This is a genomic window from Streptomyces sp. NPDC048420 (assembly GCF_040651535.1).
Classification (GTDB): Bacteria; Actinomycetota; Actinomycetes; order Streptomycetales; family Streptomycetaceae; genus Streptomyces.
Genome location: NZ_JBEZKG010000007.1, coordinates 230,637 through 253,809 on the forward strand (window position 1 = coordinate 230,637; position 23,173 = coordinate 253,809).

Genomic DNA, 23,173 nt, shown 5'->3' on the forward strand with positions numbered 1-23,173 from the left:
CTGTGGGACCGACCCGACCGAAGGAGTCCCCCACAATGACCGGACGCCTGAACAGCGCCCAGCCATACGCCCTCGGCCTGTACCGCATCGTCGTCGGCCTGCTCTTCCTCTGTCACGGCGCCGCCTCCCTCTTCGGCGTCCTCGGCGGTGCCTCGGGCACCGGCGGCACCGTCGAGACCGGCACCTGGCCCGGCTGGTACGCGGCCGTGATCCAGCTCGTCGGCGGCGGCCTCGTCCTGCTCGGCCTGGGCACCCGCATCGCCGCGTTCGTGGCCGCGGGATCCATGGCGTACGCGTACTTCAAGGTCCACCAGCCCATGGCCCTGTGGCCCATGGAGAACGGCGGCGAGGCCTCGGCGATGTTCTGCTGGGCCCTGGTCCTGCTCGTCTTCACCGGATCCGGCGCGTTCGGCCTGGACCGGCTGTTCGCCAAGCGCACGGCACGGGAAGAGAAGCCGGCGGCAGAGCCGGTGACCGTCTGAGCCGCCCGGCCGGGTGAACATAACGCGTTCATCTCTTGAGCCCCCCGTGAATCTCCTGTCACAGCCTCGGCGTACGCTGTATGGCTGTCTACGGGGGAATCACGGGGAGTCGCGGTGCTGGAGAATCTGGGGTCACTGACCGGCAGTCCATGGATCTACGCCATGGTCATGCTGTCCGTGCTCCTCGACGTGTTCGTGCCGTTGCTGCCGAGTGGTGTGCTGGTCATCACAGCCGCGACCGCGGCGGCGGCGGGCAGCGCGGCGACGGGGCGGGTCCCCGACGTGATGGCCCTGATCCTCTGCGCGACCACCGCCTCCGTCCTCGGCGACCTGGCCGCGTACCGCCTCGCCTTCCGGGGCGGTGCCCGCCTCGACCGCGCGATCGCCCGCTCCCGTCGGCTGACCACCGCGCAGGAACGTCTCGGCGACGCGCTCTCCGCGGGCGGCGGCGCACTGGTCGTGCTCGCCCGCTTCGCCCCCGCCGGCCGCTCGGTGGTCTCCCTCCTCGCCGGCACGGCCCACCGCCGAGCCCGCGACTTCCTCCCCTGGTCCGCCCTGGCCGGCCTCTCCTGGGCCGCGTACAGCGTCGCCCTCGGCTACTTCGGCGCGCACTGGCTGGGAGCGACATGGCTGGCGACGGGGGTGTCGGTGGCCGCGCTGTTCGGGGCGGGGGCGGGGGCGGCGTATGTGATGCGACGGCGGCCGGAGGGGGCACAGGCGCGGTAGGTGGTCGGCTGTGGGCCGGTGGGGGCTGATCGCGCCCACGCGGCGGAGCCGCACATCGACGCAGCCCCGCGCCCCTGGGTGGGTCACAGTCGCCGCCGGCCAGCACGCCACCGTAGCTGCGGGCAAGGCCCCCCCGGCCCAGCTACAGCTCAGGCACAGCTCACCCCGCCTCCCGCCGCGCAGCCCCCCTCACCTCCAGCCCCGCCAGCAACTCCGCCGTCGCCTCGGCGATCACGTCCACGGCCCGTTCGAACACCTCCTGGTTGTGCGCGGCCGGGGCCCGAAACCCCGACACCTTCCGCACGTACTGAAGCGCGGCGGCCCGAATCTCCTCCTCCGTCGCCTCCTCGGGCAACGCAGGCGGACGAAGCGTCTTGATACTGCGGCACATACCGACAGTCTCCCTCCAGGAACGGAACGGCGCTTCCCACCGCTCCCGACGAATGCCATGATCCTCAGCGAGGCGGCCACCGACCCCGGGGCCGACCGACGAGAGGAACAACCCGACATGGCGCACGACTTCGCGCACCCACGACTCACCGTCGCCGTCCTCGGCCCCGGCGGTACCGGCGGTCTCCTCGCCGCCCTCCTGGCCCGCGCGGGCCACCGCGTGATCTGCCTGGCCGGCGACACCACCACGGACACCCTGCGCACGACCGGCATCCAGCTCCGCAGCGGCGTCTTCGGCGACTTCACGACCCCCGTGGAGGCCGACACCGAACTGCGCGAACCGGTCGACGCCTGTGTGATCGCCGTCAAGCACACCTCCCTCCTCGCGGCCCTCGACCGCGTCCCGCCCACGGCCCTGGGCGACGGCCTGCTCGTCCCCCTCCTGAACGGCGTCGAACACCCCGCGGCCCTCCGCACCCGCTACCGCCCGGACCGGGTCGCCCCCGCGGTGATCCGGGTGGAGTCCACCCGGGTAGCGCCGGGTGTCATCGAGCACGGCAGCCCCTTCGCCGAGGTCGACCTCACCGGCGACGCCGTACCCCGCGAGCGCCTCGACGCCCTGGCCGCGGCCCTGGAGTCGGCCGGTCCGAAGACCCGCGTCCTGGACGACGAGTCGGCCGCCCTGTGGGCCAAGATGTCCTTCCTCGCTCCCTTCGCCCTCCTCACCACTCTGCACGGCCTCCCCCTCGGCGACGTCCGCACCCGCCACCGCAAGGAGCTGACCGCCCTGGTCGAGGAGACGGCCGAGGTCAGCGCTGCCTGCGGCGGCCCCTCCGACCCTGCCCAGGCCCTCGCCCGCTACGACGCCTTCCCCCCGCAGACGAAGTCGTCGATGCAGCGTGACGCGGACGCCGGCCGCCCCCTCGAACTGGACGCGATCGGCGGGGCGTTGCTGCGCGCGGCGGACCGGCACGGGGTGAAGGTGCCCGTCGCGACCAGGGTCGTCAGGGAGTTGACGGACGCCGCCCGCTGAGCCCTGCCTTAGTCCCCCCGCCCGTCAGGTCGATCCGCCCGTCAGGTCGATCCGCCAGTCGTTCGACGTGATCCAGTGCCCCTTCGGGTACTCGAACTCGGCCTGACCGAGCAGTGTGAAGCCCGCCCGGCGGCAGACCCCGTTGGACGCGGGATGCTCCACGCTCGGGAACGCGTGCAGATACCGGTGCCCGCCCGCGGCCCGTGCCTCCTCCACGAGGGCGCGGGCCGCCTGCGCGGCCAGTCCGCGGCCCTGGAACTCCGGAAGGATCCCCCACCCGGTCTCCCATATCGCGGAGTCCCGCCACCGACGCTCCCAGAACCCCACCGAGCCGACGGTCCGCCCGCCCTCCGCGAGCGTGACGCGGTACATCCGTCCCGACGCCGGCTCGACGTACCGCCGGTGCCGCCCGGCGAGCTTCTCCGCGCTCTCGGGCCCGCCCAGGTGCGCGGTCATCTCGGGGCTGTTGGTCTGCTCCAGCAGCCAGAAGTCGCCCTCCGCCCAGGGCACCAGCCACACCTGCTCGGCCTGCGCTTCCGCCTCCACGATCTCCATGCCGACCACGGTAGACGCCGGGTCTGACAACGCCCTCCGCCTCCGTGTCCCGGGGGCGGTTTCCCCAGGTCAGCGGGTGGCGATCGGCCGGTAGCGCACGTTCACCGCGGCCGTGGGATCCCCTGCGTTGACCAGCCCGAGCCGGACGGGCGCGCCGCCGGGGTTGTCGTACAGCCGGATCCCGTCGCCGAGCAGCACCGGGGCGATGTGGAGGTCGATCTCGTCGATCAGTCCGAGGTCGAGGAGCCGGCGGCCGATCGTGGGCGAGAAGACCTCGACGTTCTTGCCGTCGGCGGCCTTCAGCGCGATCCGCACCGCGTCGGCGACATCGCAGTCCAGGAAGGTCACACCGGCCGCGGGCCCCGCGTCCTCGGGGTGGTGCGTGAGGACGAACACCGGCCCCTGCCAGGCTCCGCCGTAGATGCCACCGGGGTCGGGGAAGGCGTCCCAGCCGTCCCGGCCGCCCAGCACGGCCCCGGTCGTACCGGCGTACTCCTCGGTGAGACCGGGCCGGAAGGAGAACCCCGTCATCCAGTCCATCGCGTGCTCGGGTCCCGCCACGAAGCCGTCCAGCGACATCGCGAAGTGCCAGAGCACCTTGCCTGCCGCGGTCTGCGGATCCATGTCGGTCAACGACGTCGTGTGCGGGTTCGCCATCACCGGTCCTCTCCTCGGCACTTCTCGTCCCCCGTAGGACCGGCGCCACCCCCGAAAGTCATCGCCGGACCGTCGGAGTACGGCCCCCGCGCGTCGCCGTCCCCTCCCGTTGCGCCGCTACGGCCATGACGGCGACGGCGATCAGGACGATGCCGGCGCCGACGTAGAGCGGCGCCGTGTAGCCGAGGCCCGCGGTGATCGCGAGGCCGCCGGCCCAGGCGCCCAGCGCGTTGCCGATGTTGGACGCGGACACGTTGGCCCCGGCGGCGAGGGCCGCGCCCTGCGCGTGGTCGGTGACGCGGGTGATCAGGCCGGGCACACTCGCGAACCCGAACACCCCCATCAGGAACACCAGGACCACCGACGCCGTGCCGCTGGTGGCCAGCAGCCCGAACGCGGCCAGGGTGACCGCGAGGCCCACCAGTGCGAGGACCAGTGTGCGGTCACGGTCGCGGTCGGCGGCCCGCCCACCGATCAGGTTGCCGACGACCAGGCCGACGCCGTACACCATGAGCAGCCAGGCGACATCCCCCGAGGAGAAGCCGCTGACCTCGGTGAACGTGTACGCGATATAAGTGAACGCGCCGAACATCCCGCCATAGCCGAGCGCGGTCGCCGCCAGGGTCAGCCAGACCTGCCCGGAGCGGAAGGCGCCGACCTGGGCGCGCAGGCCGAGGGGAGGCGCCGGTTCCCTCGGCGAGGTCTTTCCGGTCCCACTCGGCACGTACGCGGCGATCCCCGCGAGCGCGAGCAGGCCGATCGCGGTCACCGCCCAGAAGGCCGCCCGCCAGCCCCAGCGCTCCCCGACCAGCGCGCCGAACGGCACACCGAGCACGTTCGCGACCGTGAGGCCGGCGAACATGACGGCCACCGCGCGGGACTTCCGCTCGGGCGCGACCAGGCCGCGCGCGACGAGTGAGCCGATCCCGAAGAACGAGCCGTGGCACAGCGCCGCGACGATCCGCCCGAGCAGCATCACCCGGTAGCTCGGCGCGATCGCGGACAGCAGGTTGCCGATGACGAACAGCACCACCAGGCCGACGAGGACCTGTTTGCGGGGCAGCTGTGCCGTCGCCGCGGTCAGGACGATCGCACCGACCGCGACACTCAACGCGTATCCGGAGATCAGCCGCCCGGCGGCCGCCTCGGAGACCGCGAAATCCGTCGCCACCTGCGGCAACAGCCCCGCGATCAGGAACTCGGTCAGTCCGATCCCGAACCCGCCGAGGGCCAGCGCGACGAGCCCGGCCGGCGTCCGCCCCTGTCCGGTCGCCCGCCTACGCACGACAATCCCGAAGATCCACACCCATGGACCGACTCTCGCGCCGCGCGCCGGACCGGTCCATGGACAAAGAAGCAGTGACGCTTGGACGAAAGCAGGGCCGATGTTCACGGTCGAGGAACGAGACCGCTTCAGGAAGCGGCTGCTGGCGCGCGCCGAGGCCGACGACACCGTCGTCGGTGCCGCCTTCACCGGCTCCTACGCCGACCATGAGGGCGACCGCTGGTCCGACACCGACCTGGTCCTGGCCGTCCGCGGCGACCTCACGCCGACGCTGGACCGCTGGACCGGTTGGCTCTACGACGACCTCGGCGCGCGGCACCACTGGGACCTGTCCGTCGGGGCGGGCGTGATCCGGGTGTTCCTCCTGCCGGGTTGGCTGGAGCTGGACCTGACGTTCGCCCCGGAGACCGAGTTCGGCCCGCGCGGCCCGCAGTGGCGGACGGTCTTCGGCCGCCCCCGCCCCCTGGAACCCTTCGCTCCCCCGGACGCCGACACCCTGACCGGCCTTCTGTGGCATCACGCCCTCCACGCGCGCGCGTGCATCGAGCGCGGCCGCTGGTGGCAGGCCGAGCACTGGATCAGCGCCCTGCGCGACCACGTGATCACCCTGGCCTGTCTGCACCTCGACCTCCCATCCGCCCACGCGAAGGGCGCCCACCTGCTGCCCGACGACCTCTCGGCCGAGCTGGCGACGACTCTCGTACGCTCACTCGCCGCGGAGGAACTCCACCGCGCCCTGACCGCCGTGGTCGCCGCCGCCAGGACCGAACTCGCCCACTCCCGCCCCGAACTCGCCACCCGCCTGACCCCGATGCTCGCCGAGCTGACGAACACGCCGGTCACTTAATGCCGTTGAGACGCCGCCCGTCGGTGGACAAGGCTCTGGTGCCATGGAGTTCTTCTGCTTTCACCGCGACCGGCCCGGCTCCCTGGCCCTGCGTGAGGAGCTGGGGGAGGCGCACTGGTCCTACATGGACCGGTACGCGGACGAACTGATCGCCCGCGGCCCGACCTTCGCCGACCACGGCGAGACGCTCACCGGGAGCGTGCACATCGTCGACCTTCCCGATCCCGCGGCCGCCCGCGCGTTCGCCTTCGACGAGCCCAACTACCAGGCGGGCGCGTACCGGGACGTGCTGCTGCGCCGCTGGCGCAACCTGCTGGGCCGCACCATGTGGGACTTCCCCGGCGGCCGGACCGGCGGCGACCGGTACCTGGTGCTCGGGCTCGGCACAGGAGAGGCCGCCGACCTCGCCGTACCACCCGACAAGGACGACCTGATCGCGTACGGCCCGCTGCTCTCCGACGACGGCACCGCGTGGCTGGGCACGGCGGCCCTGGTCCGCGCCCCGGACCCGGACCGGGCACGGGCCGTCCTGACCGCGGACCGGTACGCGGCCGTGGAGGTCCACGAGTGGGAGTTCGGCGGCCGGCGCTGACAATCCTGCTCCCGGGGCAACCGCACAGGGAGCATCCGTACGAGCGAGGAGCGTCCACGCCATGGGTACCGCCGTCCACGTCCCGCAGACCCGGGACATGATCGGGGACGAGCTCTCCGGAGACGAGGCGTTCACCGCCCTGCGCCACTACGGCGGGCTGCGGCTGCTGGCCGACTCCTTCGCCCGGTTCCGTTACGCGGACGGCTTCACCAACGCCCGCGCCCTCGCCTTCCAGGTGGTGCTCGGGCTGGTGCCGTGCACGGTGGCGCTGGTCGGCCTCGCAACGTCGGTGCACACGGAGGGCGTGGGCCGGATCATCGAGCTCACGCTCGGCCGGATCGTGCCGGGCGCCAGCGCCGAGATCGTCGAGGACGCCTTCGAGGGGACGCGGCGCACGGCGCACGGCAGTGTCTGGAGCACGCTCGCCCTGTGGCTCGGCCTGGGCTTCGCCTTGTTGAACCTCGCCTCGGCCATGGGCCAGATCGAACGCGGCGCCAACCGGATCTACGGCATCGAGCGCGACCGTCCCTTCCCGCGCAAGTACGCGCGCGGGATCGTTCTCGCGCTCGCCGCTGGTCTGCCCCTCGTGCTCGGGTTCCTCGTGCTCGTCGCCGGCGAGGCCGTGGGCGACGCGGTGGCGGAGTCCACCGGCCGGGCGGGCAGCGGGCCGCAGTGGTGGAGCGCGCTGGACATCCCCGTGGGGCTTGTACTGGCCTGGGTGGCCTCCGCGGTGATCTTCCGCTGGTCGCCGCGCCGGGTGCAGCCCGGTTACACCTGGCTGGCCTTCGGCTCGGCCGTGCATCTGCTGCTGTGGGTGGCGGCCACCTGGCTGCTCGCGCTGTACGTCGAGGAGAGCGGTGCCTTCGGCGCCGTGTACGGGCCACTCACCGCCTTCGTCGCCCTGCTGCTGTGGGCCAACCTCACGGCGGTCGCGCTCTTCCTCGGCATCGCCTTCGCCGCCCAACTGGAAGCGGCCCGCGCCGGCATCGAGTCACCGGTCCACCCGGACCCCGGCCCGGGGGCGTGAGCCGCGAGGGCGGGTGGGTCCGCGGGGTCGCCGTTGGTGGCATCACGCACGGTCGGCCACCCCGCCCTCAGCGCCTCTCCGCAACGGTCCGTGGCGGCCCCCGGCCCCGGGGCGCGAGCCCTGACAGCGACCAGACCCACGACCCCGCCATCGGTGCCCGCCCTCAGTAGCCGCCCTCAGCGCCCCTCCGCAACGGTGACCGTCGCGACATCCACGCCCCCTACCCCTGGCCCCCGGGGCACGCACCCTGACAGCAACCAGACCCACAACCCCGCCATCGGTGCCCGCCCCCAGCACCCCTCCGCAACGGTCACCCTCGCGACATCCACGCCCCCTACCCCCGGCCCCCGGGGCACGCACCCCGACAGCAACCAGACCCACAACCCCGCCATCGGTGCCCGCCTCCAATAGCCGCCCTCAGCGCCCCGCATCAGCCTCCCCTCACTGACCCGCCGCTGCCGTCACCGTCGCGGGGTCCACGCCGGTCAGTTCGGCGATGCGGTGCGGTGCTACGCCCGCGGCCAGTGCGCGGCCGATCAGGCCGTCCCGGCCGTCCGCGCAGTCGCGGTAGGCGAGCAGTTCCTCCTCGACCCGGGCAAGCGACTCCGGTGCCAAGTGGTGGCGGACCCGGCTCAGTTCCTCGTCGCTCAGCGGAACGGGCAGCCGCTCCGCCCCCTCGGGCACGGCAGCGGTCTCCTCCGGTGGCAGCAGGCGCAGGTGCGGGGAGGTGGGCGTGCTGCCCTGCGCGTCCAGCCACGCACGGACCGCGGGAGTCTCCATGCAGGCGAGCTCACCGACGGCGGCCGGGGCCGCCCCGAGCGGTACGGACGGGTCGTCAAGCAGGAACAGACAGGCGTTGTCGGTCATCCTCGGCTCCTTCAACAGGGGCTGATCGACGTCCCATTACCCCGCCTCGCGCGGTTCACGTCGGCATCAATTGCGTTTCCCGTTCGGCCGCCGAGGGCTAATGTTCGAGTCCGGCGAGTGACTCACGAGGAGCTGAGGTATGCCCGGTCGTCCGAGCGCGCGTTGACGTCGTAGGCCGTGATCGGCCTGTCACCGCGTGCCGTTCCTGACGTTGCGGCATGGCGAGCCTTCTTCCACCCAAGGGATTCCCGTGCCGTCCGCTTCCTCCGCCGTATCCGATTCCGGTCGCCCCGTTCCGTCACTGTGGCGGAACCCCGACTTCCGCAGACTCTGGACGGGTCAGACCGTCTCCCAACTCGGCGAACACGCGAGTCTGGTCGTTCTGCCGCTCTTCGCCGTCCTGACACTCGACGCCGGTGCCGGCCAGCTGGGTGTCCTGCGCGCGGTGGGGCAGGCGCCGATTCTGGTGCTCTCGCTCTTCGTCGGGGCGTGGGTGGACCGATGGCGGACCCGCACGGTGATGGTCCTCACGGACGCGGGCCGGGCCCTGGCACTGGGCACCGCGGCCGTGGCCGGCCTCTTCGGCCTGCTCGGCCTGCCCGCGTTGCTGGTCGTCGCCTTGGCCGTCGGAGCTCTGTCCGTGTTCTTCGACGTGGCCTACCAGGCGTCTCTCGTGCGGCTGGTGAAACGCGATCAGCTGGTGCGGGGCAACAGTGCGCTGGAGGGCAGCCGGTCCGCGGCACAGATCGGCGGTCCGGCCCTCGGGGGTGCGTTGGTGTCACTGCTGTCGGCGCCGATCGCTGCCGCCTCCAGCGCCCTGTTCTTCGCACTGTCGTTCCTGTCGATCCGACGGATCCGTCGCAGCGAATCGATGCCCGGGCGCGCGGAACGTCCCCCTCGGGTAGGGCGGCGCATCCGTGAAGGCCTTCGTTTCGTCGTCGGCGACACCGCGCTGCGGACCGTGTGCCTGGCCTCGGCCGCCTTCCAGTTCTCCTTCGCCGCCATGATGACCGTCTATCTGCTCTTCCTGCCGCGGGAGCTGCACCTGTCGGGCACCGCCGTCGGGCTGGCGCTCGCGGCGACGGGCCCGGGCGCGCTCCTGGGCTCGGTGCTGGCCGCCCGCCTGCCGAGCCGGTTCGGCCACGGCCCGGTGCTCGTGTCCGCGGCGGCACTCGGCGACGGCGCGTTCCTGTGCGTGCCCGCGCTGCACGCCTCCGCCACGGTGACGGTTCCCGTGCTGCTCGCGGTCGGCTTCGTGTTCGGGACGGGCGGCCAGCTGGTGAACGTCACGGTCATGGCCGTCCGACAGGCCGTCACCCCTGACGGGATGCAAGCCCGCGCGGCCGCCACGATCACCTTTGTCGGCATGGGTCTGACCCCGCTCGGCTCCCTGCTCGGCGGATTCCTCGCGCAGGAGTGGGGGCTGCGCACCAGCCTCCTGGCGACGGCCGCGGGCATGCTGCTGTCCCCCGTGGTGATGGCGTTGTCCCCACTCGCCCGCCTGGGACGAGCTCTTCCCCCGCCCGCGGACCGCACCGCCCCGCGCTCTCCCTGACCCTGTTCCACCGGCCGCCTGGGCGCGGAAATCAGATGCCCGCGGCTGCCCTCGCCTTCGACAATGGCGCATGCTGACTGACCACTGGCCCCTTCTGGGACTGCGTCTGAACACCCCGCGCCTGGAACTGCGACTGCCCGGCGAGGAGGAACTCGCCGAGTTGGGCGAGCTCGCGGCGGAAGGCGTCCACGAGCCGGACCGCATGCCCTTCATCGTGCCGTGGTCCGACCTGCCTCCGGCGGACCGGGCGCGCTCGGTGGTGCAGCACCACTGGTTGCGCAGGGGGAACTGGTCACCGGAGGACTGGGCGCTGAACCTCGTTGTCTTCGACCACGGCCAGGTCGTCGGCCTGCAGACCGTCACCGCCCGGGACTTCGCCGTACTGCGGCAGGTGAGCACCGCCTCCTGGCTGGGGGCGCGCTTCCAGCGGCAGGGGATCGGGACCGAGATGCGTGCCGCGGTGCTGCATCTGGCCTTCGCCGGCCTGAACGCACTCGAGGCGCTGTCGGGCGCCTTCGAGGACAACGCGTCCTCGTTCACCGTGTCCATGAAGCACGGTTACGAACTCGACGGGATCGAACGGCATGTGGTGCGCGGCCGGCCTGCGACGATGCGGCGGCTGAGGCTGACGCGAGCCCGGTGGGAGACACACCGGCACGTCCCGGTCTCGATCGAGGGGCTGTCGCCCTGTCTGCCGATGTTCGGCCTTTCCTCACGGGGCACGGCGGGGCACCCGTTCGCATGAACCTCCCGAAGCCACTCGCAACCCAAAATCGAACAGGCGTAGCATTGTGGTGTGGCTACGACCTATGACTTTCCGAGTGACCTCCTCGCCGGTCAGGAGGAGCTGCATCAGGTCCGGGCCGAGCTGTCGGCCCTGCTCAAGCGGCTCCCCTGGTCGGTCGCGCCGCTGGACGGCTTCAGTGACGCGGGCGGCTGGCGCAAGGTCGAGCGCCCCGCCTCGCCCGGCTGGACCCCCGACGAACAGGCCGAGGTGGAGAAGCTCCGGCAGCGCGAACACGAACTCGCGGTCTTCGTCACCACCCACCGCTTCTGGACGGACGTGGCCGCACCGGACCGCGTGGACGCCCGCTCCCGGCTGAAGCACGCGGAGCGGGAGACCGGGTGAACGGCAGAGGACCCCGGCCGTGATCGGCCGGGGTCCTCTGCTGGTGTGGGCGCGGACGGTTTCGAACCGCCGACATCCTGCTTGTAAGGCAGGCGCTCTACCCCTGAGCTACGCACCCGAGACGAGTCGACAGCCTACCTTGCCAGGGGCCCTGTCCTGCAAACCCTTACTCGGCGGCCGAAGAAGTCAGGGTCGGTACGGGGGAAAACCCCACCCCGAATCCGGGAGCGACCCGGATCCCCCGCAAGAGCCCCGGTCCCTAGGGTCGAAGCAGGGTCGCGGAGTGCCCGCGGCCGCCCGTCCAGGGGTAGTTCAGGGGGAGATCGTCATGGTCCGTTCCGTTCCCGCACGTGCCGCCGCCGCGGCCGGGGTCGTCGCGCTCGTCGTCGCGGGGGCCACCGCCTGCGGCGCCTCCGCCGGGGACGACAAGACCCCCGACCACAAGTCCTTCGCCCTCCAGGGCCGCACCCTCACCGTCGACTCCGACGACTCGGCGCTGGAGATCGTCGCCGCCGATTCGAACAAGTCGGGCACGGTCGAGGTCACCCGCTGGTTCCAGGGCACCGTCGCCGTCGGCAAGGACCCGAAGGTCACCTGGTCGATGAAGGAGGACCGGCTGGTGCTGCGGATGAAGTGCAGCGGAGTCATAGCCGACTGCGCGGCCAAGCACCGCATCGAGGTGCCGCGGGACATCACCGTGAAGGTCGAGGACGGCGACGGCAGTGTGCGGGCCCGGGGCTTCACCCAGCCGCTGAGCATCCGCACCGGCGACGGTTCCGTACGGGTCACCGACACGAGCGGCCCGCTGGAGCTGCACACCGGCGACGGCTCCATGCGCGCGGAGGTCACCTCCCGCCGGGTGTCCGCACGCACCGGCGACGGCTCGGTCCACCTCGAACTGGGCGCCGTACCGGACCGGGTGGAGACCCGCAGCGGCGACGGCTCCGTGACCGTCGAACTGCCGAAGGCCACCTACCGCGTGGACACCAGGACCGGTGACGGGGGCGTCGACGTGTCCGTGCCCCGGTCCGACTCCAGCGACCACGTGGTGTCCGCCCAGAGCGGAGACGGGAAGGTCACGGTGCGAACCGCGAACTAACCGGCCCGTGTGTTCGTCCTTTACCGGTGGGAGAATGACACCGGGCACCGCAAGGACGGAACACAGCACGGGAGAGGGATGTGACGGCGACACCACCGCAGCCGTACTCGTCGTCGTCGGTGCCGCGCGCACACCGTCAGGCGCTCAAGGACACCCTCACTCTGCTCGGGCTGCCCCTGATCGCCGCCCTCGCGCTGCCGGCCGCGTTCGCCGGCGGCGGCACCCGGCGCTGGTTCGGCGGGCGCGCGGAGAGCCAGCGGGCCGAGGCACAGGCCGCAAAGGACGCCGCCGCGGCCGCGTTCTACGAGCTGGACACCGCCCAGCGGGATCTGCGGATCTCGATAGAGACGATCACGGCCGTCGACGACTCCCCCGCCGCCCGGCGGGCGGTCGCCGACTTCCAGGCGATCAGCGGACGCATCGACGAGGCCAGTGGGCGCTACATCGAGGCCGTCGACGCCCATGACCTCGACCGGGACGAACTGGAGGCCTCAGCCGCGACACGCGCGCGTACGGAGCTGACCCGGGCCAAGGACGACCTCGGCAACGTCAAGAAGGAGCTGGACCGCTTCGGCGACAGCCTCGGCCCGCTGCTCGGCAAGGCCGAGACCCAGCTCGCCCGGCTCGCCCCGGCCGTCGAGCGGGCCCGGCAAGGACTGCTGGCCGCCTCCAACGCCCTGGACGCCGTACGGGAGTCGGGGCTGAAGGCGGACGACCTCGCCGCCCGGCTCGCCGCCCTCGGCCCCGAGCTGACCAAGCTGAACCAGGGCGCGGGACAGCACGGCGTGCCGCAGACCCTCGAGCGCGCCGAAAGGGTCGCGCGGGAGGCCGAGTCGATCCGGGTGGAGGCGGAGCGGCTGCCGGAGCGGGCCGCGGAGATCGACCACCGGCTGGTCTCCCTGCGCACCCGCGCCGAGGCGCTCACCACCCGCGCGGGCCAGGTCGACCCGGTCCTGAGCGAACTGCGCCGCCGGTTCACAGCCGCCTGCTGGCAGGACCTCCAGCACGTCCCCGACCAGGCCGCGGAGAACGTACGGCAGGCCGAGCAGAAGCTCCGCGAGGCCCGGGCCGCGCGCGACGAACAGCGCTGGCCGGACGCGACCGCCCTGCTCTCCACGGTCCGCGCCCTGCTCAACACCACCGACGAGTCCGTCTCCGCCGCCGGCGACCGGCTGCGCCGCCTCAACGCCGTGCAGAAGGACCCCCAGCAGGAGATCGACCGCACCCGCTTCGCCATCCGCGACGCCCAGCGCCTCGCCATGACCGGCCGCACCACCCCCGACCCGCGGCACGCCCGCCCGCTGGACGACTCGGTGGCCCGCCTGGACCGGGCGATCGGCACCCTGGAGGGCCGCCACCCGGACTACTGGCACTTCCTGACCGAGACGGAAGCGGTCCGGCAGACGGTGGCCGCGGTGGTCTCCCGGATCCGCGAGGAGCGCGGCGGCGCACACAGCTAACCTGTCCTCATGCCTCGCTACGAATACCGCTGCCGGACCTGCGGCGACACCTTCGAACTGAGCCGTCCCATGGCCGAGTCCGCCGCCCCCGCCGACTGCCCCGCGGGCCACGACGACACCGTGAAACTGTTGTCGACGGTGGCGGTGGGCGGCACGTCGAGCGCCGCGCCCGCGCCCCAGGCCGGTGGCGGTGGAGGCGGCTGCTGCGGCGGAGGCTGCTGCGGCTGACCGCCGTACAAAAAGCTCTTCAGGCCGGCTTCAGGTCCGCCTCCCTAGCGTGGGCCCATGTCAGCCATCGAGTGGGTCAACGGCCTCATGGACACGCTGGGCGCGCCCGGCGCCGGGGTCGCCATCGCCCTGGAGAACCTCTTCCCGCCGATCCCGAGCGAGGCGATCCTGCCGCTCGCGGGCTTCGCGGCGAGCACCGGCAGGATGAGCCTGGTCGCCGTGCTGCTGTGGACGACGGCGGGTTCGGTGGTCGGCGCGCTCGCGCTCTACGGCGTCGGCGCGCTCCTCGGCCGGGACCGCACGGTGGCGCTCGCGAACCGGCTGCCGCTCATCAAGACCAGCGACATCGAGCGCACCGAGGCCTGGTTCCTGCGGCACGGCACGAAGGCGGTGTTCTTCGGCCGGATGATCCCGGTCTTCCGCAGCCTCGTCTCCATCCCGGCCGGCGTCGAACGCATGCCGCTGCCCGTCTTCCTCACCCTCACCACCCTGGGCAGCGCCCTGTGGAACACCGCGTTCGTGTTCGCGGGCCACGCCCTGGGCGCCAACTGGACCCAGGTCACGGACGTGGTGTCCGCGTACTCGAAGGTGGTGCTCGCGGCGGCGGCACTGACGGTGGCCGTCTTCGTCACGCTACGGCTGCTGCGGCGCCCGGGGCCGGGTCGCCGCAGGGCGGACCGGGGCGCGGACGCGGGGCGTGAACGCGAGTCCGCGGAGCCGGTGTCGTAGACCGGCACCCGGGCCCTCAGAGCGCGCCCTGCCGCACCCCCCGCAGGAACTCCCGCAGAATCCGCTCCCCCGCCAGCACGCCCCGCTCCGGCAGTGCGCTGATCGCCGGAGCCGTCCAGCCGACGTCGGCCAGCTCCCCGTGCCCCGGCCGCCAGCCCCGGTCGGCGGCCAGCAGCAGGTCGGCGTCGAGCAGGGAGTCGCCCGCGGCCAGCGTGAGGGAGGCCCCGGTCCGCCGGGCCACCTCACGCATGGCCGCGCTCTTGGTGAGCGGCTTCGGGACGGCGTAGATCTTGCGACCCTGGAGGCTGACCGTCCAGCCGCGGTTCTCGGCCCACACCGCGAGTTCCTTCACCCAGTCCTCGGGCAGCAGTTCGCGCTCGACGACGAGGTAGACGAAGAGGTCCTCGGCGATGCGGTGCTTGCGCACCCAGGCCGGATCGGCGGTCTCCTCAAGATGCGCGCGCACCTCCTCCAGCGGCGCGCACTCGTCCGCGAGGCGGGCGGTGACCCGCGCGTGCCAGTCGAGGTCGGTGACGCCGTCGACCAGCAGATGGCCGCCGTTCGCGCAGATCGCGTAAGTCGGCGCGGGGCCGGGGAGGTTGATGCGCTGGTACTGCTTGCGGGTGCGGGTCGTCGTCGGCACGAAGACCGCCGCGTCGCCGAGCTCGGAGAGCAGCCCGGCCGCGGTCTCCGTCATGTACGACAGCGGCCTGCTCTCGTGCACCTCCACGCAGAGCAGCCGGGGCGCCCGCGCGTCCGGCATGGTCAGCGCGAGGGCGGCGGCGGAGTAGATGAGCGTACGGTCGAGATCGCTGGCGACGAGCACGGGAGCGGGCATCAGACACCCACCGCCTTGCCGTCGGCGCCCGTCGCGCCCCGCGTGTACCTGGGGTGGATCAACCCCACACAGGTGTACGGGAGTTCCGCGACCTCTTCCACCGGGACACCTCTCTGCTCGGCCAACAGGCGTACGTGGTCCAGGTCGGCGCCCGCACCGGCCCGTGCCAGGATCTTCCAGGGCACCCGGCGCAGCAGCACCCGGGTGGTCTCGCCGACGCCGGGCTTGACGAGGTTGACGTCGTGGATGCCGTACTCCTCACTGATGCGTTCGACGGCCGCCCAGCCCTCCCAGGTGGGCTCCCGGTCGCCGGACAGCAGGTCCTTCGCGGTCGCGTCCACGGCCTCCACCACCTCCGGGAAGCGGGCGGCGACGGCGTCCAGGAAGTCCACCGACACGTCCGCGCCGGCGAGTTCACGGTAGAACTTCGCGCCGTGGAAGTCGTTCGGACCGACCAGGTCGGCGCGCAGGACCGTACGCGAAATCAGGCCGGACACCGTGGAGTTGAGACACGCGGAGGGAATGAGGAAGTCCTCCCTGGTGCCGTACGTCCGCACGCACGAGCCCGGGTCGGCCAGTACGGCGATCTCCGGGTCGAAGCCGACGGGACCGCCCTCGGCCTCGAACTCCTCGATCGCGGCAGCCAGTTCGCGGGTGATGGCGCCCTTGCCGGTCCAGCCGTCGACGAAGACGACGTCGGCGGGGTCGTGGTGTTCGGCCAGCCAGCGCAGGGCGTTGGCGTCGATACCGCGGCCGCGGACGATCGAGACGGCGTAGTGCGGCAGGTCGAGGCCGTGACGGAACTGGGCCCAGCGGCGCATCAGGACGCCGACGGGGGTGCCGGCGCGGGCCAGGGAGACCAGGACGGGGCGGGGTGAGCGCTCCTGGAGCACGATCTCCGTCACGGCGCCGACGGCCTGGGCGAGCCGCGCGGAGGACTCCGCGAGGGCCGTCTGGAACAGCTCCTGGTACTGGTCGCTCGGCTGGTACTCCACCGGCAGCGACTCCGCGTAGTGCGCGCCACCGCTCTGGATGGCCTCCTCGCGCTCCTCGGTCGGCGCCTCCAGCTTGACGTCCGAGAGGTCCTGGAGCAGCCAGCCGACGTCCTCCGGGGCGTAGGAGGAGAAGGCGGGGCCGCGGAGGGGCTCAGGGAGCATGGGGGGCCTTTCGGGGGTGTGGCTGGGGACCACCGCGAGGACGACGTGCGGGGTGTGTTCGGCGAGCTGCGCCAACAGGCCGTCGGGGGCGTGCAGTTCGGGGGTGTCGGCGGTGTCGTCGACGACCGCGATCACGGCGTCGAAACCGGCGCCGGCGATGTTGTAGGTGTAGCGGTCGCCGGGACCGTCCGCCGGGTTGTCGTGGGCCGGGAAGGTCAGGCGGGTACGGATCGCGTAACCGGGGTCGTCGACGGCGAGTACGGGGCTGCGGGTGGTGGTGGAGTAGGTGACCTCGGTGTCCTGAGCGACCTGCTCCAGCTCACGGGCCAGCCTCAGAGGGGCGTACATCAGCTCTTCGAAGCCGAGGATGTGCACGCGGGTTGCCTCCGGCGGGAGGGCCTCGGCCAGTCGGGCGGCCATCGCGGGGAGGGCGGACTCCAGGCGTATTCGGTGCTGGGGAGTGAAGCCGTGGCGGCCGCCGTCCGGGAGGTCTCGGGGCCACAACAGGTCCACACGGTTGACTGCCGGGTACGGGTGCGTGGGGGCTGGTCGCGCAGTTCCCCGCGCCCCCAGGTTGGCGTCCTCGTACCTGGCTACAAGGTCCTGCCCTTTTTCGAGCACACCCTCGGGTAGGCGTACGGTGCCCGATGCCGCCGCCACCAGGTCGACCCTCGCGCCTATCTCCCTTGCGAAGGCCTCCAGACGCCCCGCGTCCGCCTCCGACCGCATGTCCACCAGAGCGACCACCACGTAGCGGTCCCGTGGATAGCGGTCGTGGAGGTCCCTGATCGTGTTCAGGACGGTGTTTCCCGTCGAGAACTCGTCATCCACCAGGACCAGGGGTCCCTCGCCGGCCAGCAGGGCGGGGTCCTCCGGCAGCAGGAGATGGGACGTGGCGTGGGAGTGGGACTCCTCGAAGCCGCCCGCGGGGGCCACGCCGGGGACCGGGCGGCGGGTGGAGTGGAGGTAGGGGGCCAGGGCGATGCCGTCGGCGACCGAGTGGCCGAGGCCCGTCGCCGTTTCCGCGTAGCCGAGGACGACCGCCCGGGCCGCCTCCTCGTCGCCCAGCAGGTCGCGGACCTTGCGGCCCAGTGCGAAGCCCTGGCCGTAGACCACCGAAGGCGACTGCGGGACGTGCTTGCCGAGCACGTTGGAGACCAGCAGATGGGCCCGCTTGGGGTTGCGGCGCAGGGCGAGTCCCAGCAGGTCGGTCAGTCGGGCGTCGCCCACGAGTTCGACGCCGAGCCGGTCGGCGACCCACGTCCCCGACCAGACCTCGTCCGGCGTCCCGTCGTTCACTGCCTTGTTCATGCGTCCCTTGGTGTTCACGAATGATCAGCCGGAGATTCCGGCGGCCAGCAGCTCCACGAAGCCGATGTCCTCGTTGGCCACGCCGAAGACCTCGGCGCGCAGCAGGGTCCGTTCGGCCCAGGCGCGATGGGGCTTCACTTCATTCATTTTGTTCGTGTACTGCGACCTGAGCACCCCGCCGCCGCAGCGCTCGGGCCGCAGAATGTCCTGCGCGTCGCTGAACTCCTCGTGACTGACCACGGACAGCGCGTGCACGGGGAGCACATGGGAGGGATGGATGCAGGTCTTGCCGAGCAGGCCGTTGGCCTGGTCGAGGGTGATCTCGCGCAGCAGGCCGTCCATGGCGTGCTCGATGAGCGCCTCGCGCAGTTCCTCGGCCTGGCCCTCCAGGAAGGGGCTGCGGCGCAGCTGGGGCTTGAACATGCGCTCCTGGACCCGGAAGTACTCCCAGACCGGCCCGGTGACGGTGAAGCCGGTGCCGTCGGCGCGGCCCAGCATGTTGACCACGTCGGCGATCACGGAGGCGACGATCTGGACGTCCCAGGCGGTCATGTCGGGGGCGCGGCGCAGGCCGTAGGAGGAGCAGAAGTCGGTGACGCCGAGACGGAGTGCGAGGACCCGGTCGCGGTACTTGTCGACCGCGCGCGCGATGCCCTCCAGGGTCTCTACGCGCGTCTCGCGGTAGAGCAGCTCCGGTGACTCGAGGACGGGCATGGCGAACAGCCGGTGCCCGCTCGCGGACTCGGCGGTGGAGAGCGCCTCCAGGAAGGGGATGCCGCGCTCCTCGGTGAACTTCGGGAGCACGAACCCGGACAGCAGGCGCGCGGCGGGGCCGAGCCGTCGTACGAGATCGGGGATCTGCTCGGGGTGACGGACCCGGATGAAGAGCAGCGGAAGGTCCACCGACCGCTCCGCGAGGTCCGTGAACTGCCGGACGAGGTTCTCCTCGCCCTCCGCGACGTCCTCGTCACGGATCGAGTCCTCCAGGCACAGCACCATCGAGACCACACCACGCCCGGCCTGCTTGACGATGTCGTCGGCGAGCCGCGGCCGCGTGGCCGGACTGTAGAGCGTGGCACCCAGGGCCGCGGAGAGCAGCCGGGCCGGCGAGTCCGCGGTGAACTCGCACGGCTCCTGGTGGAAGAGGCGCTGACGCACCTCAGGGGCGATGTGCCCGAAATGACGCATATGACTCCCCCGTGACAGCTGTGCAACCTGTGAACGGTTCACAGGTGGCCGGTAATAGTACGTAGGTACCCATGTCCGAGGTTCCCACCGGGCATGAATTTCAGGTAACGCAGACAAACACGGCCATGTCGGCGCCGGTACGACATGAACCGGCATCCCTCACCCCGCGTTGTCGTGACCAGGACCGAGAGGGCAGGATGACCGCATGACGCACGCCATGCTGAAGGGGTCGAACGTCCCGCTCAAGACCACCACGGTACGCGCTGTGCTGCGCTGGGCGCCCGGGCAGGGGGTTCCGCCCGTCGACGCCTCCGCACTGCTCCTCGGCCCCGACGGCCGTGTGCGCTCCGACGAGGACTTCGTCTTCTACAACCAGCCCCGGCATCCGTCCGGGAAGGTCTGGCTCCTCGGCAAGAAGCGCGCCGCCGAAGGCCCCACCGACACGATCCAGACAGATCTCTCCGGTGTCGAGCCTGACATCAGTCAGATTCTCGTGGTCGCTTCGGCGGAGGGCGTCACCTTCGACCGCGTACAGGGCCTGCGCATCCTGCTGTACGACGCCACGGCCGCCGACAGCGAGCCGCTGGCCTACTTCGACATCAAGCCGGAGACCGGCAAGGAGACGGCCCTGATCTGCGGCGAGCTCTACCGCCGCGGCGAGGGCTGGAAGTTCCGCGCCCTGGGCGAGGGCTATGAGGACGGCCTCCAGGGCCTGGCCACGGACTTCGGCATCACGGTGGACGAGTCGGACTCCCCGGAACCCACGTCGCTCCCCCTCCCCCCGGAGCAGCCCGCCCAGTCGGCCGCCTCGGTCCCCACCCAGCCGGCCTACGGCTACCCCCCGTCGCCGACCCCGGCGACGGCCCCCGTGCCGGCGGCATCGGGCTACGGCTACCCGCCCGCGGTGGCCCCGGCCCCGGGAGCGGCGTCGGAGTTCCGCATGCCTCCGCAAGGGCCACAGTTCATCGGACGGTGACAGGTGCGCCCCTTTAGGGGCGCGGGGCTGTATCGATGTGCGGCTCCGCCGCGTGGGCGCGACCAGCCACACACAACCGGCAGACAGAAACTCACCTGTCCGCCTTCGCCTTGTACCCCCGCCCCCACTGCAATCCCCACCCGTACAGCCGGTCCAGCTCCCCCTGGAACCCGTACACGAACTGCACCTCACGGCGCACGATCAGTTCACCCTTGACGTTCTCGATCATCACCACCGCGCACGACCGGGCCTGAGGGTGCCGTTCGTCGAGACCTATCTCGATCCGCGGCCCGTTGCTCGGATACAGCGTCACGATCGCGTGCGTACGGTCGAACGCCGGCGTCTGGTCGTAGATGTACACGAAGACCAGGAGCCGCTTGATCTCGTCCCGGTGGTCGAGGTTGACGTACATCGTCTCGCCGGACGCCGACCCGAACCGGTCGTCCCCGCTGAGCTTCACGTACGGCGGCGCGTTGACGTCTCCGAGCAGCCCACCGAGCGGCTGCACGACCCCCTTCGTGCCGTCGGCCAGCTCGTACAGGCACCCCAGGTCGAGGTCGACGTTGACCATGGACTGGCTGTGCCCGAGGACCTCCGGCGGCTTGAGCGCCTTGAAGGGGTGCCGCAGCAGCGACTCCCGCTGTGAGCCCCCGATGTCGGACGTCCGCATCCGCCAGGTCAGATTGACCCGCAGGTTCCCGGTCGCGGCGCCCTGCTTGGTGAGCGAGACCCGGTTGTGCCGCTTGGTCAGTTCGATCGCGTTGCTGGCCGCGCTGCCCGAGTCGAAGTCGACCTCGCGGCCGCCCCAGAGCCCGTCGAAGAAGCCCATTCCCGCCCCCACGCTCGCATTGGATAACCGGCGTCACCTGGAAAACCGGCGGGGCGGCCGGAGGCCGGCCGCCCCGCTCAGAGCGTTCCTCACCAGGAAGGGTGTCACACCCCGGACGAGACCTCAGTCTTCTCGTCCGAGCCCGCGGCTTTTCCCTCCGCGGCCGCGAGTGCCTTGTTGCGGCGCACCGAGGACAAGAAGGACCAGCCGATCAGGACCACACCGACCAGGCCGGTGATGAGCTCGTGGATCTCGTACTGGATGGTGACCATGAGGATCACGGCCAGGGCGCCGATCGCGTAGTGGGCGCCGTGCTCCAGGTAGACGTAGTCGTCCAGGGTGCCCTGGCGGACCAGGTACACGGTCAGCGACCGGACGTACATGGCGCCGATGCCCAGGCCGAGCGCCATCAGCACGATGTCGTTGGTGACGGCGAACGCGCCGATCACACCGTCGAAGGAGAAGGAAGCGTCCAGGACCTCCAGGTAGAGGAACATGAAGAACGCGGCCTTGCCGGCCATCAGGACGGCCGACTTGGGCTTGCCCTCGCGCTCGGCGCGCTCCTCCTCCTCGTGCTCGCGTTCCTCCTCCTCTTCGAGTTTGTCCTCGAAGTAGCCGGAGAGTCCGCCGACGATCATGTAGGTGATCAGACCCGCGATACCCGAGATCAGGACCGTCTCGGCCTTGTCGACATGGGTGCCGCCGTGCTGGTGGGCGTGGGTGGCGAAGGTGAACGCGGTGATCAGCAGGACGACCAGGGCGATGCAGACCGACAGCATGTCGACCTTGCCGAGCTTGGCCAGCGGCCGCTCGAGCCAGGCCAGCCACTTGATGTCCCGGTCCTCGAAGATGAAGTCCAGGAAGATCATCAGCAGGAACATGCCACCGAACGCGGCGATCGACGGATGCGCGTCGGTCACCAGTTCCTGGTAGCGGTCCTTGTTGTTGAGGGCGAGGTCGACCGCCTCGATGGGCCCCATCTTGGCGCTGATGGCGACGATCACGACGGGGAAGACCAGCCGCATGCCGAAGACCGCGATCAGGACGCCGATGGTGAGGAAGATCTTCTGCCAGAAGGCATTCATCTTCTTCAGGATTCCGGCGTTGACCACCGCGTTGTCGAACGACAGGGAGATCTCGAGGATGGAGAGGATCGCCACGATGCCGAAGCCTTCCCACCCCCCGTAGAAGACGGCGGCGACCAGGCCGAGCGCGGTGACCGCGAACGACCAGCCGAAGGTTTTGAGAACCACTGGCTACCCAATCCGTACGTGTACGGGGTTCCCCCGTGCCGCACTCGGCTTTACGAAGACTTGAAGCCGAAGTCTAGTCGGGCCCTCGTCGTACCCCACCCGGCCCCGGCTTTTGCTCATATCGCGTTATGAGACGTTGACCCCGAAGTCGAGAGCGATGCCCCTCAGGCCGGACGCGTACCCCTGGCCCACCGCCCTGAACTTCCATTCGCCCTGGTAGCGGTAGACCTCGCCGAAGATCATCGCGGTCTCGCTGGAGGCGTCCTCGGAGAGGTCGTAGCGGGCCAGCTCCTGGCCGTCGGCCTGGTTGACCACGCGGATGAAGGCGTTGCTGACCTGGCCGAAGGTCTGGCCGCGGTTGTCGGCGTCATGGATGGAGACCGGGAAGACGATCTTGTCGCACCGTTCCGGCACCTTGGAGAGGTCGATCAGCAGCGACTCGTCGTCGCCCTCGCCCTCACCGGTGAGGTTGTCTCCGGTGTGCTCGACCGAACCCTCGGGGCTCTTGAGCTGGTTGTAGAAGATGAAGTACTCGTCGCCCAGGACACGGCCACCCGCGCACATCAGGGCGCTGGCGTCGAGGTCGAAGTCGGCTCCGGTGGTGGAGCGCGCGTCCCAGCCGAGTCCGACCATCACCTGGGTGAGGTTGGGTGCGGCCTTGGACAGGGAGACGTTTCCTCCCTTGGCGAGCGTGACGCCCATGCTGCTGGTCCCTCCCCGAAACGGTGCTTGTGTGGATCTCCTGCACATCCGGCACCACCCTCAAACCGGGCGCCACCAGACGAAGAACCGAGCCGTCCGCCGGGCGGCGGGCCCGGGCGGGGCCCTGACTCCCCACGGCCCGGTTCGAACCGCGGCGGGTCGCGCCGGACGATCCCCCGTCGCCCGACGGACGGAGCTTGCCGGGCAGACCCCTCGGCGGCCGGTCGGAGCCCCTCACAGCCCCGCCCCAGCCGCATA

General features: G+C 71.3%; 24 protein-coding genes, 1 tRNA gene and 1 pseudogene. 14 read left to right on the forward strand and 12 right to left on the reverse strand.

The features are described from left to right. Positions 1-35: 35 nt before the first annotated feature. On the forward strand, positions 36-482 hold the full coding sequence (locus tag AB0D34_RS14580) for a DoxX family protein (RefSeq protein WP_362661348.1): 447 nt from the start codon (positions 36-38) through the stop codon (positions 480-482). A 114-nt stretch (positions 483-596) separates the two neighbouring features. Then, positions 597-1,208: a VTT domain-containing protein gene (locus tag AB0D34_RS14585; protein WP_362661350.1), complete on the forward strand. Its 612-nt coding sequence runs from the start codon at positions 597-599 to the stop codon at positions 1,206-1,208. 160 nt (positions 1,209-1,368) lie between these two features. On the opposite strand, the gene AB0D34_RS14590 is transcribed toward AB0D34_RS14585, so the two are convergent. Further along, positions 1,369-1,599: a DUF2277 domain-containing protein gene (locus tag AB0D34_RS14590; RefSeq protein ID WP_362661351.1), complete on the reverse strand. Its 231-nt coding sequence runs from the start codon at positions 1,597-1,599 to the stop codon at positions 1,369-1,371. A gap of 117 nt (positions 1,600-1,716) precedes the next feature. Between AB0D34_RS14590 and AB0D34_RS14595 the strand changes: the two genes are divergently transcribed. Next, the gene (locus AB0D34_RS14595) at positions 1,717-2,631 is read left to right on the forward strand and encodes a 2-dehydropantoate 2-reductase (RefSeq protein WP_362661353.1); all 915 of its coding nucleotides are present in this window, start codon (positions 1,717-1,719) and stop codon (positions 2,629-2,631) included. A gap of 24 nt (positions 2,632-2,655) precedes the next feature. Here AB0D34_RS14595 and AB0D34_RS14600 read toward each other — a convergent pair whose 3' ends face one another. From AB0D34_RS14600 to AB0D34_RS14610, 3 genes are all read right to left on the reverse strand, one after another. Continuing rightward, entirely contained in the window at positions 2,656-3,186 is a 531-nt protein-coding gene (locus AB0D34_RS14600; protein WP_362661355.1) for a GNAT family N-acetyltransferase, read from the reverse strand. Positions 3,187-3,255: 69 nt separating this feature from the next. Beyond that, a complete protein-coding gene (locus tag AB0D34_RS14605) occupies positions 3,256-3,843 on the reverse strand; it encodes a dihydrofolate reductase family protein (protein WP_362661357.1) in 588 nt (195 codons plus the stop codon). Positions 3,844-3,901: 58 nt separating this feature from the next. Further along, positions 3,902-5,128 carry an MFS transporter gene (locus tag AB0D34_RS14610; protein ID WP_362661358.1) on the reverse strand — a complete coding sequence of 409 codons (1,227 nt, stop codon included), beginning with the start codon at positions 5,126-5,128 and terminating at the stop codon, positions 3,902-3,904. Between the two features lie 100 nt (positions 5,129-5,228). Here AB0D34_RS14610 and AB0D34_RS14615 point away from each other — a divergent pair, with 100 nt between their 5' ends. The 3 genes from AB0D34_RS14615 to AB0D34_RS14625 all read left to right on the forward strand — a co-directional run bounded on the left by AB0D34_RS14615 (position 5,229) and on the right by AB0D34_RS14625 (position 7,594). Further along, positions 5,229-5,975, forward strand: coding sequence for a hypothetical protein (locus AB0D34_RS14615; protein ID WP_362661360.1), 747 nt, complete (start codon positions 5,229-5,231; stop codon positions 5,973-5,975). Positions 5,976-6,018: 43 nt separating this feature from the next. Continuing rightward, positions 6,019-6,567: a YciI family protein gene (locus tag AB0D34_RS14620; RefSeq protein ID WP_362661362.1), complete on the forward strand. Its 549-nt coding sequence runs from the start codon at positions 6,019-6,021 to the stop codon at positions 6,565-6,567. Positions 6,568-6,628: 61 nt separating this feature from the next. Beyond that, the gene (locus AB0D34_RS14625) at positions 6,629-7,594 is read left to right on the forward strand and encodes a YihY/virulence factor BrkB family protein (protein ID WP_362661364.1); all 966 of its coding nucleotides are present in this window, start codon (positions 6,629-6,631) and stop codon (positions 7,592-7,594) included. Positions 7,595-8,035: 441 nt separating this feature from the next. On the opposite strand, the gene AB0D34_RS14630 is transcribed toward AB0D34_RS14625, so the two are convergent. Then, on the reverse strand, positions 8,036-8,461 hold the full coding sequence (locus AB0D34_RS14630) for a DUF6003 family protein (RefSeq protein WP_362661366.1): 426 nt from the start codon (positions 8,459-8,461) through the stop codon (positions 8,036-8,038). Between the two features lie 250 nt (positions 8,462-8,711). Here AB0D34_RS14630 and AB0D34_RS14635 point away from each other — a divergent pair, with 250 nt between their 5' ends. The 3 genes from AB0D34_RS14635 (at position 8,712) to AB0D34_RS14645 (ending at position 11,145) form a co-directional block, all read left to right on the forward strand. Further along, on the forward strand, positions 8,712-10,016 hold the full coding sequence (locus tag AB0D34_RS14635; protein WP_362661368.1) for an MFS transporter: 1,305 nt from the start codon (positions 8,712-8,714) through the stop codon (positions 10,014-10,016). Between the two features lie 70 nt (positions 10,017-10,086). Next, positions 10,087-10,761 carry a GNAT family N-acetyltransferase gene (locus AB0D34_RS14640; protein WP_362661369.1) on the forward strand — a complete coding sequence of 225 codons (675 nt, stop codon included), beginning with the start codon at positions 10,087-10,089 and terminating at the stop codon, positions 10,759-10,761. Between the two features lie 51 nt (positions 10,762-10,812). Further along, positions 10,813-11,145 carry a hypothetical protein gene (locus AB0D34_RS14645; protein ID WP_362661371.1) on the forward strand — a complete coding sequence of 111 codons (333 nt, stop codon included), beginning with the start codon at positions 10,813-10,815 and terminating at the stop codon, positions 11,143-11,145. A gap of 46 nt (positions 11,146-11,191) precedes the next feature. Here the strand turns inward: AB0D34_RS14645 and AB0D34_RS14650 are convergent. After that, positions 11,192-11,263 (reverse strand) — tRNA-Val (locus AB0D34_RS14650). A gap of 210 nt (positions 11,264-11,473) precedes the next feature. On the opposite strand from AB0D34_RS14650, the gene AB0D34_RS14655 reads away from it, so the two are divergent. From AB0D34_RS14655 to AB0D34_RS14670, 4 genes and pseudogenes are all read left to right on the forward strand, one after another. Next, positions 11,474-12,244 (forward strand): DUF4097 family beta strand repeat-containing protein, encoded by a 771-nt coding sequence (locus AB0D34_RS14655; protein WP_362661373.1) that lies wholly within the window; start codon positions 11,474-11,476, stop codon positions 12,242-12,244. Between the two features lie 80 nt (positions 12,245-12,324). Continuing rightward, entirely contained in the window at positions 12,325-13,704 is a 1,380-nt protein-coding gene (locus AB0D34_RS14660) for a hypothetical protein (RefSeq protein ID WP_362661375.1), read from the forward strand. 9 nt (positions 13,705-13,713) lie between these two features. Next, a complete protein-coding gene (locus tag AB0D34_RS14665; protein WP_362661377.1) occupies positions 13,714-13,932 on the forward strand; it encodes a zinc ribbon domain-containing protein in 219 nt (72 codons plus the stop codon). Between the two features lie 57 nt (positions 13,933-13,989). Next, positions 13,990-14,763: pseudogene (locus AB0D34_RS14670) on the forward strand (DedA family protein). On the opposite strand, the gene AB0D34_RS14675 reads toward AB0D34_RS14670, so the two are convergent. The 3 genes from AB0D34_RS14675 to AB0D34_RS14685 are packed head-to-tail and all read right to left on the reverse strand — an operon-like array spanning position 14,678 to position 19,155. Beyond that, complete coding sequence (locus AB0D34_RS14675) at positions 14,678-15,499, reverse strand: HAD family hydrolase (protein ID WP_362661379.1); 822 nt, start codon at positions 15,497-15,499, stop codon at positions 14,678-14,680. The pseudogene AB0D34_RS14670 and the gene AB0D34_RS14675 overlap by 86 nt on opposite strands. Continuing rightward, positions 15,499-17,967: a phosphoribosyltransferase gene (locus AB0D34_RS14680; protein WP_362661381.1), complete on the reverse strand. Its 2,469-nt coding sequence runs from the start codon at positions 17,965-17,967 to the stop codon at positions 15,499-15,501. The genes AB0D34_RS14675 and AB0D34_RS14680 overlap by 1 nt, the downstream gene beginning before the upstream one ends. Positions 17,968-17,991: 24 nt before the next feature. Beyond that, complete coding sequence (locus tag AB0D34_RS14685; protein ID WP_362661383.1) at positions 17,992-19,155, reverse strand: HpcH/HpaI aldolase/citrate lyase family protein; 1,164 nt, start codon at positions 19,153-19,155, stop codon at positions 17,992-17,994. Positions 19,156-19,360: 205 nt separating this feature from the next. Here AB0D34_RS14685 and AB0D34_RS14690 point away from each other — a divergent pair, with 205 nt between their 5' ends. After that, on the forward strand, positions 19,361-20,131 hold the full coding sequence (locus tag AB0D34_RS14690; protein ID WP_362661385.1) for a TerD family protein: 771 nt from the start codon (positions 19,361-19,363) through the stop codon (positions 20,129-20,131). Positions 20,132-20,222: 91 nt separating this feature from the next. Here AB0D34_RS14690 and AB0D34_RS14695 read toward each other — a convergent pair whose 3' ends face one another. From AB0D34_RS14695 to AB0D34_RS14705, 3 genes are all read right to left on the reverse strand, one after another. Beyond that, positions 20,223-20,960, reverse strand: a complete 738-nt coding sequence (locus AB0D34_RS14695) for a Tellurium resistance (RefSeq protein WP_362661650.1) — start codon at positions 20,958-20,960, stop codon at positions 20,223-20,225. A 104-nt stretch (positions 20,961-21,064) separates the two neighbouring features. Further along, the gene (locus tag AB0D34_RS14700) at positions 21,065-22,213 is read right to left on the reverse strand and encodes a DUF475 domain-containing protein (protein ID WP_362661387.1); all 1,149 of its coding nucleotides are present in this window, start codon (positions 22,211-22,213) and stop codon (positions 21,065-21,067) included. Between the two features lie 126 nt (positions 22,214-22,339). Continuing rightward, complete coding sequence (locus AB0D34_RS14705; RefSeq protein WP_362661389.1) at positions 22,340-22,915, reverse strand: TerD family protein; 576 nt, start codon at positions 22,913-22,915, stop codon at positions 22,340-22,342. Positions 22,916-23,173: the final 258 nt, after the last annotated feature.

What these genes read in the sequence shown, in the direction of transcription:
- AB0D34_RS14580 (WP_362661348.1), top strand. Translation starts at nt 36, where the DNA reads ATGACCGGACGCCTGAACAGCGCCCAGCCATACGCCCTCGGCCTGTAC.
- AB0D34_RS14590 (WP_362661351.1), bottom strand. Translation starts at nt 1,599, where the DNA reads ATGTGCCGCAGTATCAAGACGCTTCGTCCGCCTGCGTTGCCCGAGGAG.
- AB0D34_RS14595 (WP_362661353.1), top strand. Translation starts at nt 1,717, where the DNA reads ATGGCGCACGACTTCGCGCACCCACGACTCACCGTCGCCGTCCTCGGC.
- AB0D34_RS14600 (WP_362661355.1), bottom strand. Translation starts at nt 3,186, where the DNA reads ATGGAGATCGTGGAGGCGGAAGCGCAGGCCGAGCAGGTGTGGCTGGTG.
- AB0D34_RS14605 (WP_362661357.1), bottom strand. Translation starts at nt 3,843, where the DNA reads ATGGCGAACCCGCACACGACGTCGTTGACCGACATGGATCCGCAGACC.
- AB0D34_RS14615 (WP_362661360.1), top strand. Translation starts at nt 5,229, where the DNA reads ATGTTCACGGTCGAGGAACGAGACCGCTTCAGGAAGCGGCTGCTGGCG.
- AB0D34_RS14620 (WP_362661362.1), top strand. Translation starts at nt 6,019, where the DNA reads ATGGAGTTCTTCTGCTTTCACCGCGACCGGCCCGGCTCCCTGGCCCTG.
- AB0D34_RS14625 (WP_362661364.1), top strand. Translation starts at nt 6,629, where the DNA reads ATGGGTACCGCCGTCCACGTCCCGCAGACCCGGGACATGATCGGGGAC.
- AB0D34_RS14630 (WP_362661366.1), bottom strand. Translation starts at nt 8,461, where the DNA reads ATGACCGACAACGCCTGTCTGTTCCTGCTTGACGACCCGTCCGTACCG.
- AB0D34_RS14640 (WP_362661369.1), top strand. Translation starts at nt 10,087, where the DNA reads ATGCTGACTGACCACTGGCCCCTTCTGGGACTGCGTCTGAACACCCCG.
- AB0D34_RS14655 (WP_362661373.1), top strand. Translation starts at nt 11,474, where the DNA reads ATGGTCCGTTCCGTTCCCGCACGTGCCGCCGCCGCGGCCGGGGTCGTC.
- AB0D34_RS14665 (WP_362661377.1), top strand. Translation starts at nt 13,714, where the DNA reads ATGCCTCGCTACGAATACCGCTGCCGGACCTGCGGCGACACCTTCGAA.
- AB0D34_RS14675 (WP_362661379.1), bottom strand. Translation starts at nt 15,499, where the DNA reads ATGCCCGCTCCCGTGCTCGTCGCCAGCGATCTCGACCGTACGCTCATC.
- AB0D34_RS14680 (WP_362661381.1), bottom strand. Translation starts at nt 17,967, where the DNA reads ATGAACAAGGCAGTGAACGACGGGACGCCGGACGAGGTCTGGTCGGGG.
- AB0D34_RS14685 (WP_362661383.1), bottom strand. Translation starts at nt 19,155, where the DNA reads ATGCGTCATTTCGGGCACATCGCCCCTGAGGTGCGTCAGCGCCTCTTC.
- AB0D34_RS14690 (WP_362661385.1), top strand. Translation starts at nt 19,361, where the DNA reads ATGACGCACGCCATGCTGAAGGGGTCGAACGTCCCGCTCAAGACCACC.
- AB0D34_RS14695 (WP_362661650.1), bottom strand. Translation starts at nt 20,960, where the DNA reads ATGGGCTTCTTCGACGGGCTCTGGGGCGGCCGCGAGGTCGACTTCGAC.
- AB0D34_RS14705 (WP_362661389.1), bottom strand. Translation starts at nt 22,915, where the DNA reads ATGGGCGTCACGCTCGCCAAGGGAGGAAACGTCTCCCTGTCCAAGGCC.